Source organism: Streptomyces sp. NPDC058295 (assembly GCF_042880655.1).
Lineage (GTDB): Bacteria > Actinomycetota > Actinomycetes > Streptomycetales > Streptomycetaceae > Streptomyces > Streptomyces coriariae.
In genome coordinates this window covers 56633-72539 of sequence record NZ_JBHVYO010000010.1, presented here as the reverse complement: position 1 = coordinate 72539, position 15907 = coordinate 56633, and the positions used below count along the sequence as shown (strand labels likewise).

The 15907-nt window shown below is 73.5% G+C and carries 11 protein-coding genes and 1 pseudogene; 4 read left to right on the top strand and 8 right to left on the bottom strand.

Features of this window, described 5'->3' with window-relative positions; genetic code table 11:
* The first annotated feature begins 217 nt into the window (after window positions 1-217).
* The gene (locus ACFVYS_RS13065; RefSeq protein ID WP_389501568.1) at window positions 218-4483 is read left to right on the top strand and encodes a hypothetical protein; all 4266 of its coding nucleotides are present in this window, start codon (window positions 218-220) and stop codon (window positions 4481-4483) included.
* A 229-nt stretch (window positions 4484-4712) separates the two neighbouring features.
* Window positions 4713-5497: pseudogene (locus tag ACFVYS_RS13060) on the top strand (glycosyltransferase family 2 protein).
* Here ACFVYS_RS13060 and ACFVYS_RS13055 read toward each other — a convergent pair.
* The 5 genes from ACFVYS_RS13055 to ACFVYS_RS13035 all read right to left on the bottom strand — a co-directional run bounded on the left by ACFVYS_RS13055 (window position 5487) and on the right by ACFVYS_RS13035 (window position 8908).
* Entirely contained in the window at window positions 5487-5672 is a 186-nt protein-coding gene (locus ACFVYS_RS13055; protein ID WP_389501566.1) for a ferredoxin, read from the bottom strand. The pseudogene ACFVYS_RS13060 and the gene ACFVYS_RS13055 sit on opposite strands and share 11 nt — an antisense overlap.
* Window positions 5673-5697: 25 nt before the next feature.
* Complete coding sequence (locus ACFVYS_RS13050) at window positions 5698-6201, bottom strand: hypothetical protein (protein ID WP_389501564.1); 504 nt, start codon at window positions 6199-6201, stop codon at window positions 5698-5700.
* Between the two features lie 275 nt (window positions 6202-6476).
* A complete protein-coding gene (locus ACFVYS_RS13045) occupies window positions 6477-6872 on the bottom strand; it encodes a luciferase family protein (RefSeq protein WP_389501562.1) in 396 nt (131 codons plus the stop codon).
* A 132-nt stretch (window positions 6873-7004) separates the two neighbouring features.
* Window positions 7005-7871, bottom strand: coding sequence for a TIGR03943 family putative permease subunit (locus ACFVYS_RS13040; protein ID WP_389501560.1), 867 nt, complete (start codon window positions 7869-7871; stop codon window positions 7005-7007).
* Window positions 7868-8908, bottom strand: coding sequence for a permease (locus ACFVYS_RS13035; RefSeq protein ID WP_389501558.1), 1041 nt, complete (start codon window positions 8906-8908; stop codon window positions 7868-7870). The genes ACFVYS_RS13040 and ACFVYS_RS13035 overlap by 4 nt, the downstream gene beginning before the upstream one ends.
* Window positions 8909-9096: 188 nt before the next feature.
* Here ACFVYS_RS13035 and ACFVYS_RS13030 point away from each other — a divergent pair, with 188 nt between their 5' ends.
* On the top strand, window positions 9097-11007 hold the full coding sequence (locus tag ACFVYS_RS13030) for an NAD-binding protein (protein ID WP_389501802.1): 1911 nt from the start codon (window positions 9097-9099) through the stop codon (window positions 11005-11007).
* Window positions 11008-11233: 226 nt separating this feature from the next.
* Here the strand turns inward: ACFVYS_RS13030 and ACFVYS_RS13025 are convergent, their stop codons facing one another.
* On the bottom strand, window positions 11234-13051 hold the full coding sequence (locus ACFVYS_RS13025) for a prolyl oligopeptidase family serine peptidase (protein WP_389501556.1): 1818 nt from the start codon (window positions 13049-13051) through the stop codon (window positions 11234-11236).
* A 201-nt stretch (window positions 13052-13252) separates the two neighbouring features.
* Here ACFVYS_RS13025 and ACFVYS_RS13020 point away from each other — a divergent pair, with 201 nt between their 5' ends.
* Window positions 13253-14089: an SURF1 family protein gene (locus tag ACFVYS_RS13020; RefSeq protein ID WP_389501554.1), complete on the top strand. Its 837-nt coding sequence runs from the start codon at window positions 13253-13255 to the stop codon at window positions 14087-14089.
* Here the strand turns inward: ACFVYS_RS13020 and ACFVYS_RS13015 are convergent.
* Both ACFVYS_RS13015 and ACFVYS_RS13010 read right to left on the bottom strand, forming a co-directional pair.
* Window positions 14059-15090, bottom strand: coding sequence for a hypothetical protein (locus tag ACFVYS_RS13015; RefSeq protein ID WP_389501552.1), 1032 nt, complete (start codon window positions 15088-15090; stop codon window positions 14059-14061). The two genes, ACFVYS_RS13020 and ACFVYS_RS13015, sit on opposite strands and share 31 nt — an antisense overlap.
* Before the next feature lie 134 nt (window positions 15091-15224).
* Window positions 15225-15848 (bottom strand): SigE family RNA polymerase sigma factor, encoded by a 624-nt coding sequence (locus ACFVYS_RS13010; RefSeq protein ID WP_389501550.1) that lies wholly within the window; start codon window positions 15846-15848, stop codon window positions 15225-15227.
* Window positions 15849-15907: the final 59 nt, after the last annotated feature.

Genomic DNA, 15907 nt, shown 5'->3' with positions numbered 1-15907 from the left:
ACGGTGCGGGCGGAGTCGACCACGCCATGACGGCGCGGTTCGCGCGCCGAGCGCGCGGTCGCCCGCGTTACGCCCGGTTCATGCGCTTCTGCCTCCGGATCCTGCCAGCTGAGGCCCGAACCGAGGAGGACCCGATGTCCGGTCAGCCACTTAACCGCAGGTCAGCCATATAAAGTAATTTTTCCGGTCCGGATTGCAGGTGCGGGGGAAGTAAGGGGTGGAGGCCTTGAGTTCCGACTCGGGCGCACGCACAGCCTTCGCGGAACGACTCGCGCTGCTGTACAGGGAGGCCGGCAACCCTCCGCTCAAGCGCGTGTCCGAGACGGTCGCCCGACTCCAGCGGGTCGACGAGCGGGGACGGCCCGTAAGGGTGTCCACCCAGCGGATCAGCGACTGGCGACGGGCCAGGAACGTACCCGCCCAGTTCGCCGCCCTCGCCGCCGTGCTGCACGTCCTGATACCCGAGGCGCGGCGCGCGCGGCCCGCACCGGTGTCCACCGGGCTGTACGACCTCGGCCAGTGGCAGCGGCTGTGGGAGCGGGCGGTGGCCGATCCGGTCGCCGGCGATGTCCCCGTCGCCCCGGTGACGGAGGAGGCCGGCGAGCGCCCGGCGGCCGAGGCTCAGGGTGTCCCCGGTGGGGTGTGCCCCTACCGCGGGCTCGCCTCGTACCGCGAGCAGGACGCCCGTTGGTTCTTCGGCCGGGAGCGGAGCACGGACGCCCTCGTCGCCCAGCTTCGCGCGGCGGAGCGGACGGGCGGCCTGGTCATGCTGGTCGGCGCTTCCGGGGCGGGCAAGTCCTCCCTGCTCAGCGCCGGTCTCGTGCCCGCCCTCCAGAACGGTGCGGCGGCCGACCGGCACCGCGGCGGCCGGGCGGCGAAGGCCGGCGACTCCGCGCGGGTCCTGCAACTGGTGCCGGGCGCCGACCCGCTCGCCGAGCTGACCAGCCGTATCCCCGAACTCGCCCCTTTCACCACGTCGACTGCTGCTTCTGCCTCTGCGTCTGCCTCTGCTTCTGCCTCTGCGTCTGGCTCTGCCTCTGGTTCTGCGTCTTCTTCCGCGTCTGGCTCTGGCTCGACCTCAGCCACGACCACAGGCGCAGCCGCAGCCGCTACCGCTGCCGTCGGCGGGAAGCCCGGCACCCCCGGCTTCGCGCGGGCCGTACGGGAGGCCGTCACCGCCTGGGCGCGACAAGACGCTGCCGCCCCTTCCGCGCCTTCCGGCGCTTCCGCCTTCTCCGAAGCTTCGGGCCCCTCCGACGCCTCCGGCCTCCCCACTCGCCCCGTCATCATCGTCGACCAGTTCGAGGAGGCCTTCACCCTCTGTCCCGACGAGGCGGACCGGCGCCTCTTCATCCAGCTCCTGCACGACATCTGCACCCCCGCCGCCCCTGTCGCCCCCGGTACGGCCGGTACCCCGTTACCACCCCCCGCCCTCGTCGTCCTCGGTGTCCGCGCCGACTTCTACGAGGAGTGCCTCAGCCACCCCGAGCTCTCCGACGCGCTCCAGCACCGGCACATGGTGTTGGGGCCGTTGTCCACTTCGGAGCTGCGCGAGGCGGTGACCGGGCCGGCCAGGGCCGTGGGGCTGGAGCTCGAGCCCGGACTGGCGGAGCTGATCATCCGTGAGGTGACCGTCGACGGCCCGCGGGGAGCGCACGCGGGCGCGCTCCCCCTTCTCTCGCACGCCCTGCTCGCCACCTGGCAGCGCCGGAAGGCGGGACGGCTGACGCTGGCCGGCTATCGCGCGGCGGGCGGCATCCAGGGCGCGGTGGCGGCGACCGCCGAGCGGGCCTGGTCCGGGCTCGACCCGGCGGCGCGTACGGCTGCCCGGCTGCTCCTGATGCGGCTGGTCCGGCTCGGCGAAGACACCCAGGCCACCCGGCGCCGGGGCACCCGTCGGCAGCTGGCGGAGGAGTCGGCCGACCCCGGCAAGACGGAGGAGTCGCTCGAGGCTCTGGTGCGCGCCCGGCTCGTGACCCTCGACGCGGAGACCGTCGAGATCACCCACGAGGCGCTGCTGCACGCCTGGCCGCGGCTGCGCGACTGGATCGACGAGGACCGCAGCGACCATCTGCTGCGTCAGCGGCTGGAGGAGGACGGCCGGGCCTGGGACAGCTCGAACCGTGACGCGGCGCTGCTCTACCGGGGCTCCCGGCTGGAGCAGGCCCGCAGCTGGGCGAAGTCCGCCGGCGACACCTTCCTGACCCGCAGCGCGGTGGAGTTCCTGGCCGCGTCGGTCAGGCTGCGCAGGCGCATCGTGTGGATCAGCCGGGGCGCGGTGTCGGCGCTGGTGGTGCTGGCGATCCTCGCCGTCGGCGCGGCCGTGGTCGCCTGGCAGCAGCGCAACGACGCCGTGTTCGAGCAGGTGGTCGCGGAGGCCGACCGCGTCCAGTACACGGATCCGTCGCTGTCCGCGCAGCTCGACCTGGTGGCGCACGACCTGCGGCCGGGCGACGCGGGCACCAACAACCGCCTGATCTCGATCGTGAACGCGCCGCTGGCCACACCGCTCCTCGGCCATACCGGTGCCGTCTACCTCACCTCGTTCAGCCCGGACGGCAAGGTGCTGGCCACGGCCAGCTACGACCGGACCGTCCGGCTCTGGGACGTCGCCGACCGGTCCCGTCCCAAGCCGCTGGGCAAGCCCCTCACCGGCCACCGGAGCTGGGTGAGCAGCGCGGTGTTCAGCCCGGACGGCCACACCCTCGCCAGCGCGGGCGACGACGGCACCGTCCGGCTGTGGGACGTCCGGGATCCCGCCCACCCGCGCCCGCTCGGGAAGCCCCTGACCGGCCACACCGGCACGATCTACCTGCTCGCCTTCAGCCCGGACGGGCGGACCCTGGCCTCCGCGGGCGAGGACCACACCGTACGGCTGTGGGACATGACCGCACCGGGCCGGCCGACGGCGCTCGGCGCGCTGACCGGCCACACGGCCGCCGTGCGCTCCGTGGCGTTCAGCCCGGACAGCCGTACCCTCGCGGCCGGCGGCGACGACAACACGATCCGGCTGTGGAACACGGCCGATCCGCGCCGGCCGGAGCGGATCGCCAAGGTCCTGGCGGGTCACACCGACACCGTGCACTCGCTGGACTTCAGCCCCGACGGGGACACCCTCGCCAGCGGCAGCACGGACGACACGATCCGGCTGTGGGACGTGACCGACCCCGGCCGGGCGACCCAGCTCGGCCCGCCGCTCACCGGGCACACCGGGCCCGTGTGGTCGGTCGCGTTCAACCCCGCCGGGACCGTGCTGGCCGCCGGCAGCGCGGACAGCACGGCCACCCTGTGGAACGTGAGCGACCCGGCGTACCCCTCGCAGGTCGGCGAGCCGCTCGCGGGGGGCAGCGGCGAGATGTACGCCATCGGCTTCAGCCCCGACGGCCGGACCCTCGCCACCGGCAACGGCGACAGCAAGGTCCGGCTCTGGTCCGTCCCGACGGCGGACATGATCGGCCGCAGCGGCGCCTTCCGGCCGGACGGACGGGTGCTGGCCACGGCCGCCCGCGACGGCAGGGTCCGGCTGTGGAACGTGGCGGACCCCGACCGGCCCGTGACGCTGGGCGCGCCCTTCATGCCCGACGACGGCAGCGAGCGCACGCTCGCGTTCTCGCCCGACGGCCGTACGCTCGCGGTGCTGACGGCCAACCGGGCGGTGTACCTGTGGGACGTCACCGACCCGGCCCGGCCGGTCTCCGCGGGGCCGCCCGTCGAGTTGCGCACCCGGTTCCTGGGCCCCGACGCGCTGGCCTTCGCGCCGGACGGACGCACGCTGGCGACCGCCTACGACGACCGCACCATCCAGCTGTGGGACGTCGGCGACCCGGCCCACGCCACCGCGCTCGGCTCCCCGCTCACCGGGCACAAGGGGTTCGTCAACGCCCTCGTGTTCAGCCCGGACGGACGCACCCTCGCCAGCGGCAGCGCGGACCACACCGTACGGCTGTGGAACGTGACCGATCCCCGGCACACCACGCCCGTCGGCAAACCGCTCACCGGGCACGTCGGCCCGGTCAACGCGCTCGTGTACAGCCCGGACGGCCACACGCTGGCCAGCGGCAGCGACGACGACACGGTACGGCTGTGGAACGTGACCGACCCGGCGCGGGCGTCCCGGCGGGGCTCGCCCCTCACCGGCCACACCGAGGCGGTGGTCTCGCTGAGCTTCAGCCAGGACGGCGACACCCTCGCCAGCGGCGGCAACGACAACACGATCCGGCTGTGGAACGTGACCGACCCGACCGGGGCCTCCCCCATCGGGCAGTCGATGAGCCCGAACGCCAAGACCGGCAACTTCCTGTCCTTCAGCCCCAACAGCCACATGCTCGGTGTCTCCAGCGGCGCCGACACCGTACGGCTGTGGAACCTGGACGTCGACGAGGCGATCAGCCGTATCTGCGCGACCACGCGAGGCGTGCTGACGGCCGACAAGTGGCACGAGTACCTGCCCCGGCTCTCCTACGAGCCCCCGTGCGAGGACTGACCGGGAGAGTGATCCCGATCACAACGACAGAGCAGCTGAGAAGTCGGCTCCCGCCGACCCGGCAGCCTTGTTAGCCTTGGCCATAGCCCGGTCGCTGGTGCATCCCCCGTCGCCAGCGACCGGGTCTTTCCCTGCCCGGTCACGCCTTGGCGAGCTCTCCATGAGGCGCCGGTGACCGCGGTCGCAGGCCTGGTGACATGCCCACGCCCTACACCGCCCGTGCGGAAACATGTTGAGTGCCGTCGCGAGCCGACGCATCGTCATAGTCATCGCCGTGCACGCCCCTTCGGCCCGGTAACCGCCCGAGGCCTACGAGTCGCTGCGCACCCAGGAGTTACCCGCCGGCCGGGACTGGCAATGGGCGATCCAGGAGGACGGCACGACGGACGAGGTGGCGCCCCGCGTGCCCGACGACAGCCGGGTGACTTCCGTCAGGGGCGCCCGGGCGGGCCCGGAGTCGCCCGCACGATCGCGCTCGCGCACGCCGAGGGCGAGTACGTGAAGGTCCTGGACGCCGACGACCGGCTCGCGCCCGGCACCCTCGCCCGCGATCTGGCCGCCCCGGAGCGCGATCCGGGCCTCGGCTGGGCGACCTCGAGGGCCCTGGACCTCCTGCCGGACGGCTCCACGATCGGCTTCCCCGGCGATCCCGCCGAGGGGCTGATCGAGCGGGGAGCCGTGCTCGGCCACTGGAAGGCGAACGACTTCCGCGCGCCGGTGCACCCCGCGAGTCTCTTCGTACGGCGCGACCTGCTGACCGCGCTCGGCGGCCGGATGGCCCTGCCGGCCTCCGAGGACACCGGCGTCCTGGTGGCGCTCAACTCGGTCAGCCGCGGCTGGTTCTCGGCGCGGACCGGGCTGCTCCACCGGAAGTGGGACGGTCAGGTGACGGGCCGGTCCGCGCATGTCGACCCCGCCGAACGGGAGGCACGCATGGCGGCGGTGGGGGCGCGGACCCGGGCGCTGGAGTCCTTCCGCTGGGGCTACCCGCCCCGGGGCACCGCTAGAGGCTGATGGCCTGCGACGGGCAGCGCTCGGCCACCTCCCGCACCTCCGGGTCGTCGCCCGTGTCCTCGCGTCCCGGGACGACGGCTCCGAAGCCGTCGTCCGTCGCGGTGAAGACGGCGGGCAGGCGGAAGGCGCACTCGCCGGAGCCGTAACAGAGTGCGCGGTTCACGGAGACCGTCATACGACGTGTCTGCCCTGCGGCCTCCTCACTCAACCGGCCCGCCGGCCAGGGCCATCCAGTGGGCGACCCTGCGCAGCGTGGCCTCGTCCACCTGGTCGACCAGGGTCCGGACGGCCGTCACGTCGTCCGGCGCGAGATCGTAGAGGCCCGCCTTGCTCAGGCCCGCCATGAGGACCTGGTGCCGGCGGTCCTCCATGCGTTCCGCGAGCTTGGCGTGGCCGGGGCGTGCGGCGCCGTCGCCCGGCGGCGCAGGCGCGGCCTCCGGCGCGGCCGCGGCCGGGGACGGGTCGAAGCGCTGCCACTCACCGTCCTTCGGCCCCCACAGGGCGACGGCGACCTCGTCCCCCCGGGCCCGTTTGACCTGCGTCATCTCGCCGATCGCGTACAGCACCGGCGTGCGGTCGGGGGATTCGGCGCCCGGCCGCCAGGACGTCGAGGCCGGGTCGTAGAACATCGCCACCCAGCGGGGAACGCCCGGCGGCTGCGGGCTCCGGGGAGGACGGGTCGGACGATCCGGTTCGGTCTCCAAGGCGCTCGCCCCTTCCGTATCGGCAACGACGTCGGCGTCGGCATGGGTGATGGCTTCAGCACGCCAGGGCGACCATAACTGACGGACCGTCAGCTATCCAGACGGCCGGGGCGGATCGCCGGACGGGCGGGGCGGGTGCCGGGCGGGCGGGACAGGTCGAGGGCGCCGGGCAGCCGGGCAGCCGGGCGGGTGACTGCCGACCGGCACGACCACAGGGGGCCTCCAGGACAGACTCCACCCTCCGAACGGCACCGGCTGAAGGGGGCCTCGGAGGTCTAGATGCCGCCGGCGCTCTCGCGGGTGAGCGCCACTTCCCGGTGCTCGTTGCAGCGCGGAAGGGCGGTGAGGTCCACGTCCGGGTGCCTCTGGTGGGCCTGGAGAGCGGCGCTGACCAGCGTCATGAGCAGGTCGATGTCGGTCTCGCACTCCAGATGGACGGTCAGCCAGGGCGAGCCGGGCAGCAGCCGGATCGCGCTGGAGTGCCTCAGGTCCCTCTCGAACCGGTGGATCGCCTTGCCGGTGAGATGCAGGTCGACACTCCGGTCGGAGTGGAAGTGCGCGATCTCGACCCCGCCCGAGCGCAATGCCCGACCGGTGCCGCAGCTGGGCCGGACCTCCGCGAGGTCGGGCCAGGTCGCCAGTCGTGTCAAGGCACGCGAGGCCGCCGTCATGGCCCCCATCATGAGGCGCTCACCGCCCGGCCACCAGGGGTTGAGGGAGCCTTAACCGGGCTGTAGCGGTCGAACCGTCGGTGAGGGGCCTCGTCCGGCCGTGCCACGTCGAGTTTCGAGGGGCATACGCCCTCAGTTGTTCCACGACTCGTCGTAGGGATCCCGAGGGACCGGGGTCGGTGTGGCGGTGGTGACCTTGATGAAGGGGATGGGGCCGTTGTTGACCGGGTCGTGGGTGGTGCGAGGGGTGTAGGTGCCGGTGATGGTCAGCCAGGTGTCCGGCTGGAGCACCGGCGGGATGTCGCCGGTCAGGCCGACCTTGACCGGCTGGGCGTCGGCGGCGCAGCAGTTGAGGGCCATGCGGACCAGGTAGGGCGTGCCGTCGTGGTCCAGGGCCACGAAGCCGGTCAGGCGGACCTCGCGGCCGGTGAGGGTGCGGCCGTGGTCGTATACGGCCCGGCCCGCGTAGTCGACGACGCTCAGGGGCAGCGGGTCCGTGGCGGGGAGGGCCGGGTAGGCGAGGGGCTCCTGGAGGGCCGTGCCCGTGCGGGTCGCGCTGTACGAGCCCAGGGCCGGCGGGGCGACCAGGATCAGCGCCAGGAGCGGGAGGATCAGGAGCCAGGAGACCCGCGTTTCGGGGTGGGCGTGCTCGGCGTGGACGTGTTCGGCGTGGACGTGTTCGGCGTGGACGTGTTCGGCGTGGACGTGTTCAGAGGCGGCGGGGGTTTCCGCGTCCGCTGTCTGCTGTTCCTGTTCCCGCTGTTCCAGTTGCTGCTGCGCATGCTCCTGCTGCTCCTGCTTGCGCTGCGTCTTCGCCTTCGTCCTGCGGTGTTCGTACCACGCCGTCGCCAGCGCCGTGACGATCAGGATCGCGCCGGACGCCAGCAGCAGCGGGCGCAGGCCCGCCTTGACGTAGCGGAGGTAGAGGTCGGTGGTGCCGGCGTGCAGCAGGGCCGCGCCGAGGAGGAAGAGGACGGCCGCCTGGGACTGTCGGTTCACAGCAGGACCCATCCCGTCAGGACCGCCGACACGATGGCCAGCGCGAAGGTCGCCGGGGCGAAGCGCAGCGCGAAGGCCCGGCCGAAGGTGCCCGCCTGCATCGCGAACAGCTTGAGGTCGATCATCGGGCCGACCACCAGGAAGGCGAGCCGGGCCGTGAGGGAGAACTGGGTCAGGGACGCGGCGACGAACGCGTCCGCCTCCGAACAGATGGAGAGGACCACCGCGAGGACGGCCAGCGTCAGGACGGCGACCGCCGGGTTCTCCGCGGCCGTGCGCAGCCAGCTCTCCGGGGCGACCGCCTTCAGGGTGGCCGCCGCCATCGCGCCCAGGACCAGGAAGCCGCCGGCGTGCATCACGTCGTGCCGGACCGAGTCCCAGAACGCGGCCCCCTTGCTCTCCCCCTCGTGCGGCGCGTGGGCCGGCAGCCGCAACCAGTCCGTGCGGCCCAGCCGTTGCCACAGCCAGCCCATCGCGCACGCCACGAGCAGACTGGCGACGAAACGGGCCAGCACCATCTCGGGGTTGCGGGGGAAGGCCACGGCCGTCGCCGTCAGCACGATCGGGTTGATCGTCGGGGCGGAGAGCAGGAACGCGAGGGCCGCGGCCGGGGTCACGCCCCGGCGGACCAGGGCGCCGGCCACCGGGACCGACGCGCACTCGCAGCCGGGCAGCAGCGCGCCCGCGACCCCGGCGACCGGAACGGCGAGTCCGGGGCGGGACGGCAGGGCGCGGGCGAAGAAGGAGGGCGGTACGTAGACCGCGATCGCCGCCGACAGCAGCACCCCCAGCACCAGGAACGGCAGCGCCTGCACCACCACCGCCACGAACACCGTCATCCAGCTCTGCATCACCGGGGCGGACAGCGCGCGGCGGATCGGGCTCTGCAGCAGCACCATCAGGAGCAGCAGCATGGTCAGGACCAGGGGCGAGGTGAGCCGCCCGGGCTCGTCGGGCGGCGAGGACGGCGCGGGAGGTGCCTGCGGACGGTCCCGGTGGGCGTCCTCCTCGTGCGGGGCCGCTCTGGTGATGGCCACGGGTCGCGCACCTCCGGCTTCCGTGTTCTCCCTGATGCCTGTTTCTCGCATTCCCTCCCCTTTCATACGAGAGTTCCGTACGGGGTGTTCACCTCATCCGTGGAACCTCCCGTCCCGGTGAGGCAGTCTTCTCCCTCGTGGGGAGCGTTCCGAATCAGGGTCAGCCGCCGGGCACCACCGGCGCGCACATGGTGGTGTGCGGTGACGACGGTCTCGCGCACCGGCTCGCCGCCGAACTGCGGGGGGTGTACGAGGAGCAGGTCACGCTCGTCGTGCCGCCCGCCGAACGGACGGTACGGCCGCCGGTCGTGGGGCGGGCCCGGGCCGTGTCGGCGGCGCTGCTCGACCGGGTGGTGAGCGCGGCCGTCAACCGGGCGGCCGGCAACGGCACACCCGCCGCCCCGAGCGAACCCACGGGCGGACAGCGGACCCTGGAGGCCATGGAGGCCACCGAGGCGGTGCTCGCCGAGGCGGGTGTGGAGCGGGCCGCCGCGCTGGCGCTCGTGTACGACGACGACGAGACCAACATCCGCGCCGCCCTCACCGCCCGCCGGCTCAACCCCCGGCTGCGACTCGTCCTGCGGCTCTACAACCGGCGGTTGGGCCAGCACATCGAGGAACTCCTCGACCAGGCGGCCGCGTTGGCCGCCGAGAGCGCGGGCGCGACGGGGGACGCCTACGACGTCTCCCCCGGTGACGCCTCGACCACCGTGCTGTCCGACGCCGACACCGCGGCCCCCGCGCTCGCCGCGACCGCCGTCGTCGGCACCAGCAAGGTCGTCCAGACGGACGGGCTGCTGCTGCGCGCCGTGGAGCGGCCGCCGGCCGGCCCCGGGGACTCCGACCCGCCGGGCCTGCCCACGCTCGCGCTGCTCTCCGCGCTCGGCAGCGACCCGGCCTTCGCGGACGGTTCCGAGGCCAGCGGTGAGCAGGGGCCGCTGCTGTTGCCCGACGCGGCGGCCGTACGGGAGGCGGCCGCGTCCGGGAGGCGCGGGTCCGTCGTCCTGGAGCAGGTCTCCTACTCCGCCGGGCCCGCGTTGCCGGCCGGGCGGGGCGTCGGGGTGGTGGTGCCTTTCGCCTCGCTGTTCTCGCGGCGGCTGCGGTGGTCGCTGGCCGGCCTTGTCGGGTGTGTGTTCGCGCTGGCGGTGGCGTTGTGGCTGGCGACCGGCATCCATCCGCTGGGCGCGCTGTATCTGACGCTGCTGGATCTGTTCGCCATCAACGACCCGGCCGTCGGGGCCACCACCGAACGTCAGGTCCTTCAACTCCTCTCCGGACTGATGGGGTTGCTGCTGCTGCCGGTGCTGCTGGCGGCGGTGCTGGAAGCGCTCGGCACGTTCCGCGGGGCGGGGGCCCTGCGCCGGCCGCCCCGGGGTCTCGGCGGGCATGTCGTGCTGCTCGGGCTGGGGAAGATCGGCACGCGGGTGCTGATCCGGTTGCGTGAGCTGAACATCCCCGTGGTGTGCGTCGAGGCCGGGCCGGAGGCGCGCGGGCTCGCGGTGGCGCGGCGGTTACGGGTGCCGGTGGTGCTGGGGGACGTCACGCAGGAGGGGGTGCTGGAGGCCGCGAAGATCCACCGTGCGCATGCGCTGCTCGCGGTGACCAGCTCCGACACGACGAACCTGGAGGCCGCGTTGTACGCGCGGTCGCTGCGGCCCGATCTACGGGTGGTGCTGCGGCTGTACGACGACGACTTCGCGACCGCCGTCTACCGCACCCTGCGGGCCGCGCATCCGCAGGCGCTGACCCGGAGCCGGAGCGTGACGCACCTCGCGGCGCCGTCGTTCGCCGGGGCGATGATGGGGCGGCAGATCCTGGGGGCGATCCCGGTGGAGCGGCGGGTGCTGCTGTTCGCCGCGTTGCAGGTCGGGGGGCATGCGCAGTTGGAGGGCAAGACGGTCGGGGAGGCGTTTCGGGCGGGGTACTGGCGGGTGCTGGCGCTGGACACCGGGCGGGAGGGGCAGGGTGGGTCGGGGCTGGTGTGGGACCTCTCGGACGCGTATGTCCTGCGGGGCTCGGATCGGGTGGTGCTGGCTGCTACGCGGCGGGGGCTGGCGGAGTTGCTGCGGCGCAGGGGGCGAGGCGGGTCGGGGGGCTAGCCCCCCACCCACTTGGGCGCGCCCCCGCCCCTCTGGGCTGCCGCTCCCGCCCGGGGGCGCCCCGCTTCCGCCCGTCGTGGACCGGCTGCCGCCCGGAGGGTTTTCGCCCCCGCCGCCCCTACCCTTCCCGTCCTCGGGGGCTCCGCCCCCGAACCCCCGCTCCTCGAACGCCGGAGGGGCTGACAAATGAGCAGGGGCAGGGGTGGAGCCGGGGTGGAAGCCGGGCTCAGCGGGGCAGGTGGCGTTCTGCGAACTCCAGTTCCAGTCGTACCTGCTTGATGCGTTCGTCCACCACGAGCGAGCCGTGGCCCGCGTCGTAGCGGTACACCTCGTGCACCGCTGCTCTCGCCTCCAGGCGCCTGACGTAGTTGTCGATCTGGCGGATGGGGCAGCGGGGGTCGTTCACGCCGGCCGAGATGTAGACGGGGGCCCGCACCTTGTCGACGTACGTCAGCGGGGACGAGGCCTCGAAGCGCTCCGGGACCTCCTCGGGGGTGCCGCCGAGCAGCGTGCGGTCCATCGCCTTCAGGGCCTCCATCTCGTCGTGGTAGGCCGTGACGTAGTCGGCGACGGGGACGGCCGCGATGCCCACGGCCCACGCGTCGGGCTGGGCGCCGAGGCCGAGGAGGGTGAGGTAGCCGCCCCAGGAGCCGCCGGTGAGGATCAGCCTGGCGGGGTCGGAGAGGCCGGAGCTGACCGCCCATTCCCGGACCGCCTCGATGTCCTCGAGCTCGATCAGGCCCACCCGGTGCTTCAGGGCGTCCGTCCAGGCGCGGCCGTAGCCGGTGGAGCCGCGGTAGTTGACGCGGACGACCGCGTAGCCGTGGTCCACCCAGGCCGCCGGGGCCGCCGCGAAGGCGTCGCTGTCGTGCCAGGTCGGGCCGCCGTGGATGTCGAAGACGGTGGGCAGCGGGCCGGTGGCACCGGCGGGCCGCTGGACCAGCGCGTGGATGCGGCCGCCGGGTCCCTCCACCCACACGTCCTCCACCGGGACCGAGCCGGGGGACTTCATGCCGGGCGGGTCCAGGACCACTTCGCCCGTCGTCGAGCGGACCGCCGGCGGCCGGGCCGCGGACGACCACAGGTACTCCACGCTGCCGTCCGGACGGGCCGTGGCCCCGGAGACCGTGCCGGGCGGAGTCGTGATCCGCTCCAGCGCGGCGCTCGCGAGGTCGTAACGGAACAGTTCGCTGCGGGCCTCGAAGCTGTGCACGATGAGCAGGCCCGAGCCGTCCGGGTACCACTCGGCGCTGACGTCGCCCGGCAGGTCCAGGTCCAGGTCCGTCTCCAGGCCGGTCGCCACGTCCCAGACCAGAGGCTCCCAGCGGCCGCGGCGCTGGTGGCCGATCAGCAGCCGGGTGTCGCCGTCGACCGGGGCGAAACCCAGCACCTCCAGGCCCAGTTCCTCGACACCGCCCTTCGTGTCGTCCAGCTCGGCGACCTTCGAGCCGTCGGGGCGCAGGACCCGCAGCGCGGAGTGCATCGCGTCGCCGTGCTCGGTGTGCTCGACGGCGATGAGGGAGCCGTCGTGGGAGAGGTCGCCCACGCCCGCGGACTCCCGGTGGCGGTACAGCTCGAAGGGGGGCTCGCCGACCCGCGCCACATGGATCGTCGTGCCCTCCTCGTCGGTGGAGCGGCCGACCACCGCGGTACGGCCGTCGCGGCCGAGGGCCAGGCCCGCCGGGTAGGAGGCGTCCAGGCCCGGGGTGGCGGGCTCGTCGGCTCCGCCGCCGAAGGGCTGACGGCGCCAGACGCCGAACTCGTCGCCGTCCTTGTCGTCGAACCACCAGATCCACGCGCCGTCCGGGGAGAGCACGCCGTCCGTCGTGCCGTTGGCCCGGTCGGTCACCTGGCGCTGGTGGCCCGTGGCCCGGTCCCAGGCGTACAGCTCGTACGTCCCCGTCGCATTGGAAACGAACAGGGAGCGGTCCGGCGCGTCCTCCGCCCAGTCGGGCAGCGACACCCGGGGCGCCCGGAAGCGCTTCTCCCAGTCCGGCATCTCCTCGTACTGCTCGGGTGCGGCGGACCCGTTGCTCTCAGTCATGACCCCATACTGCCTGCCCGCGAGGGCAACGGGACGCCAAGGTCCCCAGGCTGTGGATAACTTCCCACCGACTTCGCACCTCGTTCCCACCAATGAGCCCCGCCCGAGCGCCACCCGAGCCCCACCCGACCCTCGCCGGCGTCCCGCCCGACCCTCACCCCGCGGGTCGGCGCCCGGCGCCCGCCCCGTACCGTGGAGGGCGTGTACCGGTTCCTGCTGACGCCCCGCTGGTGGGGGATCAACGTCTTCGTGCTGCTGGCCATCCCCTTCTGCGTGTTCATGGGGTCCTGGCAGCTGAGCCGGTTCGAGGCGCGGGTGGACGACCACCGCAGCGCGAAGGAGCAGGCCGAGTCCGCCCGTACACAGGCCGCGCGGCCGCTCGCCGAACTGCTGCCCGTGGACAAGTCCACCTCCGGCCGGCGCACCACCACCACCGGGCGCTACGGCAAGCAGTTGCTGGTGCCCGACCGGCAGCTGGACGGCAGGGACGGGTACTACGTGCTGACCCTGCTGCGCACGGACGGCGGCAAGGCACTGCCCGTGGTGCGCGGCTGGCTGCCCGGCGGCGCCGACTCCGCCAAGGCCCCGAAGCCGCCGGCCGGCCAGGTCACCGTCACCGGCACGCTCCAGGCCTCCGAGACGCCGGGCGACAACGGGGTGAGCGCCCAGGGCGGCCTGCCGGCCGGGCAGACCTCGGCGATCAGCACCGCGTCACTGGTCAATCTGGTGCCGTACGACCTCTACGACGCGTGGGTCACGCTCGACACCGCCGACTCGGGGATGACGGCGGTGCCCGCGACCGCGGCGGCCGACACGGGGCTCGACCTGAAGGCGTTCCAGAACCTGGGCTACACCGGCGAGTGGTTCGTCTTCGCCGGGTTCGTGGTGTTCATGTGGTTCCGGCTGCTGCGCCGCGAGGTGGAGTTCGCCCGGGACGCGGAGCTCGGCATCTTTCCCGAGGAGCCCGGGGAGCCCGGCGCCGGTTCGGCCGATCGCCCCGAGCGGGTTCAGGACGACGCCAGCACGCCCGTCCGGTAGATCGTCCCGGCGCACGCGTCGGACACCGTCACCACGCTCGTCGGGGAACCGCTCTCGGCCGTGTAGGACACGTTCACACTGCCGTCGACCGTGCCGTCCTCGGTGTACAGCTGGGCCGAGGTGCCGGAGGTGGTCTCGCCCGTCGTGCTCGACTGCTCGGTCGGAGTCGGGGACGGGGACGCCGAGCCGCCGCTGTCGCCGCCGCTGCTGCCGCCCGTGGTGGGGCAGGTCTCGGAGGGCACCCAGGCGAACTTGACCTCGTAGGCCGAGCCGGGCGCGAGCGCGTGCTGGGAGACGTAGAGGGAGGGGTCGGGCAGGCCGGCCGCCACGTCCCCGGCGGCGTGCTCCACGACGGTGATCTTCGAGGCGTCGGCGGCGCCCTGGGCGCCGAAGGTCACGGAGACGGCGCCGCTGACGGTGCAGGTGGCGCTGGAGGCGTTCTGGACGCGGAAGGTGCCGTAGACGGTGCCGGCCGAGTCGGGGACGTCGACGCTCGGAGTGCCGGCATCGAGCTGGTCCGCCGTACAGGCGGTCGCACTCGCCGCGGACTCGGAGGTGGGGCCGGTGCCGCTGGAGGCGGTGCCGCCCTCGGACTCCTTGCCCTGGCCGGAGTCGGTGGCGCCGCCCTTGCCCTGCTCACCGGTCTTGCCGGAGGAGTCGCCGACCTTGCCCGAGGAGCCGCCGTCGGGGTCCTTGCCCTGATCCGTGCCCCCCTGCGCCTGTGAGGCCTGGCCGGCGATGGAAGGGTTGGCATCGGAGCCGCCGGAGTTCGAGACGTGCAGCACGGCCGGGACGGCGGTGCCGAGGAAGAGAGCCGCGGCCGCCATGCCGACGGCCGCCTGCCGCTTGCGGGCCCGCCGGACGGGGACGGCCCGCCGCAGGTGGTCCAGCGAGCCGTCGCGCGGCTCCATCTCCTGGACGGCGTCGTGCAGCATCCGGCGCAGTGCCAGCTCGTCCGAGTCGAACCCGTCGGGGCTCTGTTCGTCGAGGTGGTGGTTCACGGTTGAGTTCCCAGCGTGCGATTGCTTCGGCTCTTGTGTGGACGACGAGGACGTCGGCTCGTGCCACGCGAACGGCTCGTGGCGCTCGTGACTGTCGTGACCGCCGTGTGAGCCCTGCCCTTCGGCTTCCCCGCTCACGCCGACGCCTCCATGGCTATGCGCAGGGCGGCGATACCGCGCGAGCCGTAGGCCTTGACCGAGCCGAGGGAGACGCCGAGGGTCGCGGCGACCTGGGCCTCGGTCATGTCGGCGAAGTAGCGCAGCACGAGGACCTCGCGCTGCCGGCGCTGGAGGCCTTTCATCGCCTTGATGAGCGAGTCGCGCTCCAGCTGGTCGTAGGCGCCTTCCTCCGCGCTGGCCATGTCCGGCATCGGCTTGGAGAGCAGCTTCAGGCCGAGGATGCGGCGGCGCAGGGCGGATCGGGAGAGGTTGACGACCGTCTGACGCAGGTAGGCCAGGGTCTTCTCCGGGTCGCGGACGCGTTTGCGCGCGGAGTGGACGCGGATGAAGGCCTCCTGGACGACGTCCTCGCAGGAGGCGGTGTCGTCGAGGAGGAGGGCGGCGAGACCCAGCAGCGAGCGGTAGTGCGCCCGGTAGGTCTCGGTGAGGTGGTCGACGGTGGTGCCGGCCGCCTCGGCGGTCTCGGCGGCGACGGTCGCTTCGGCGGCTTCGGCGCCGTCACGCTGGCTGGGGACGCGGGCGGGCCGCGCTGCGGGCATGGGCGCGATCACCGGCACGCCGCCGGGCGCGCCGGGCATGCGGGGTCGGAGGACGGCTCGCGGCGGCCGAAGGGCCGCGCCGCGGGGCGCCACTGGGA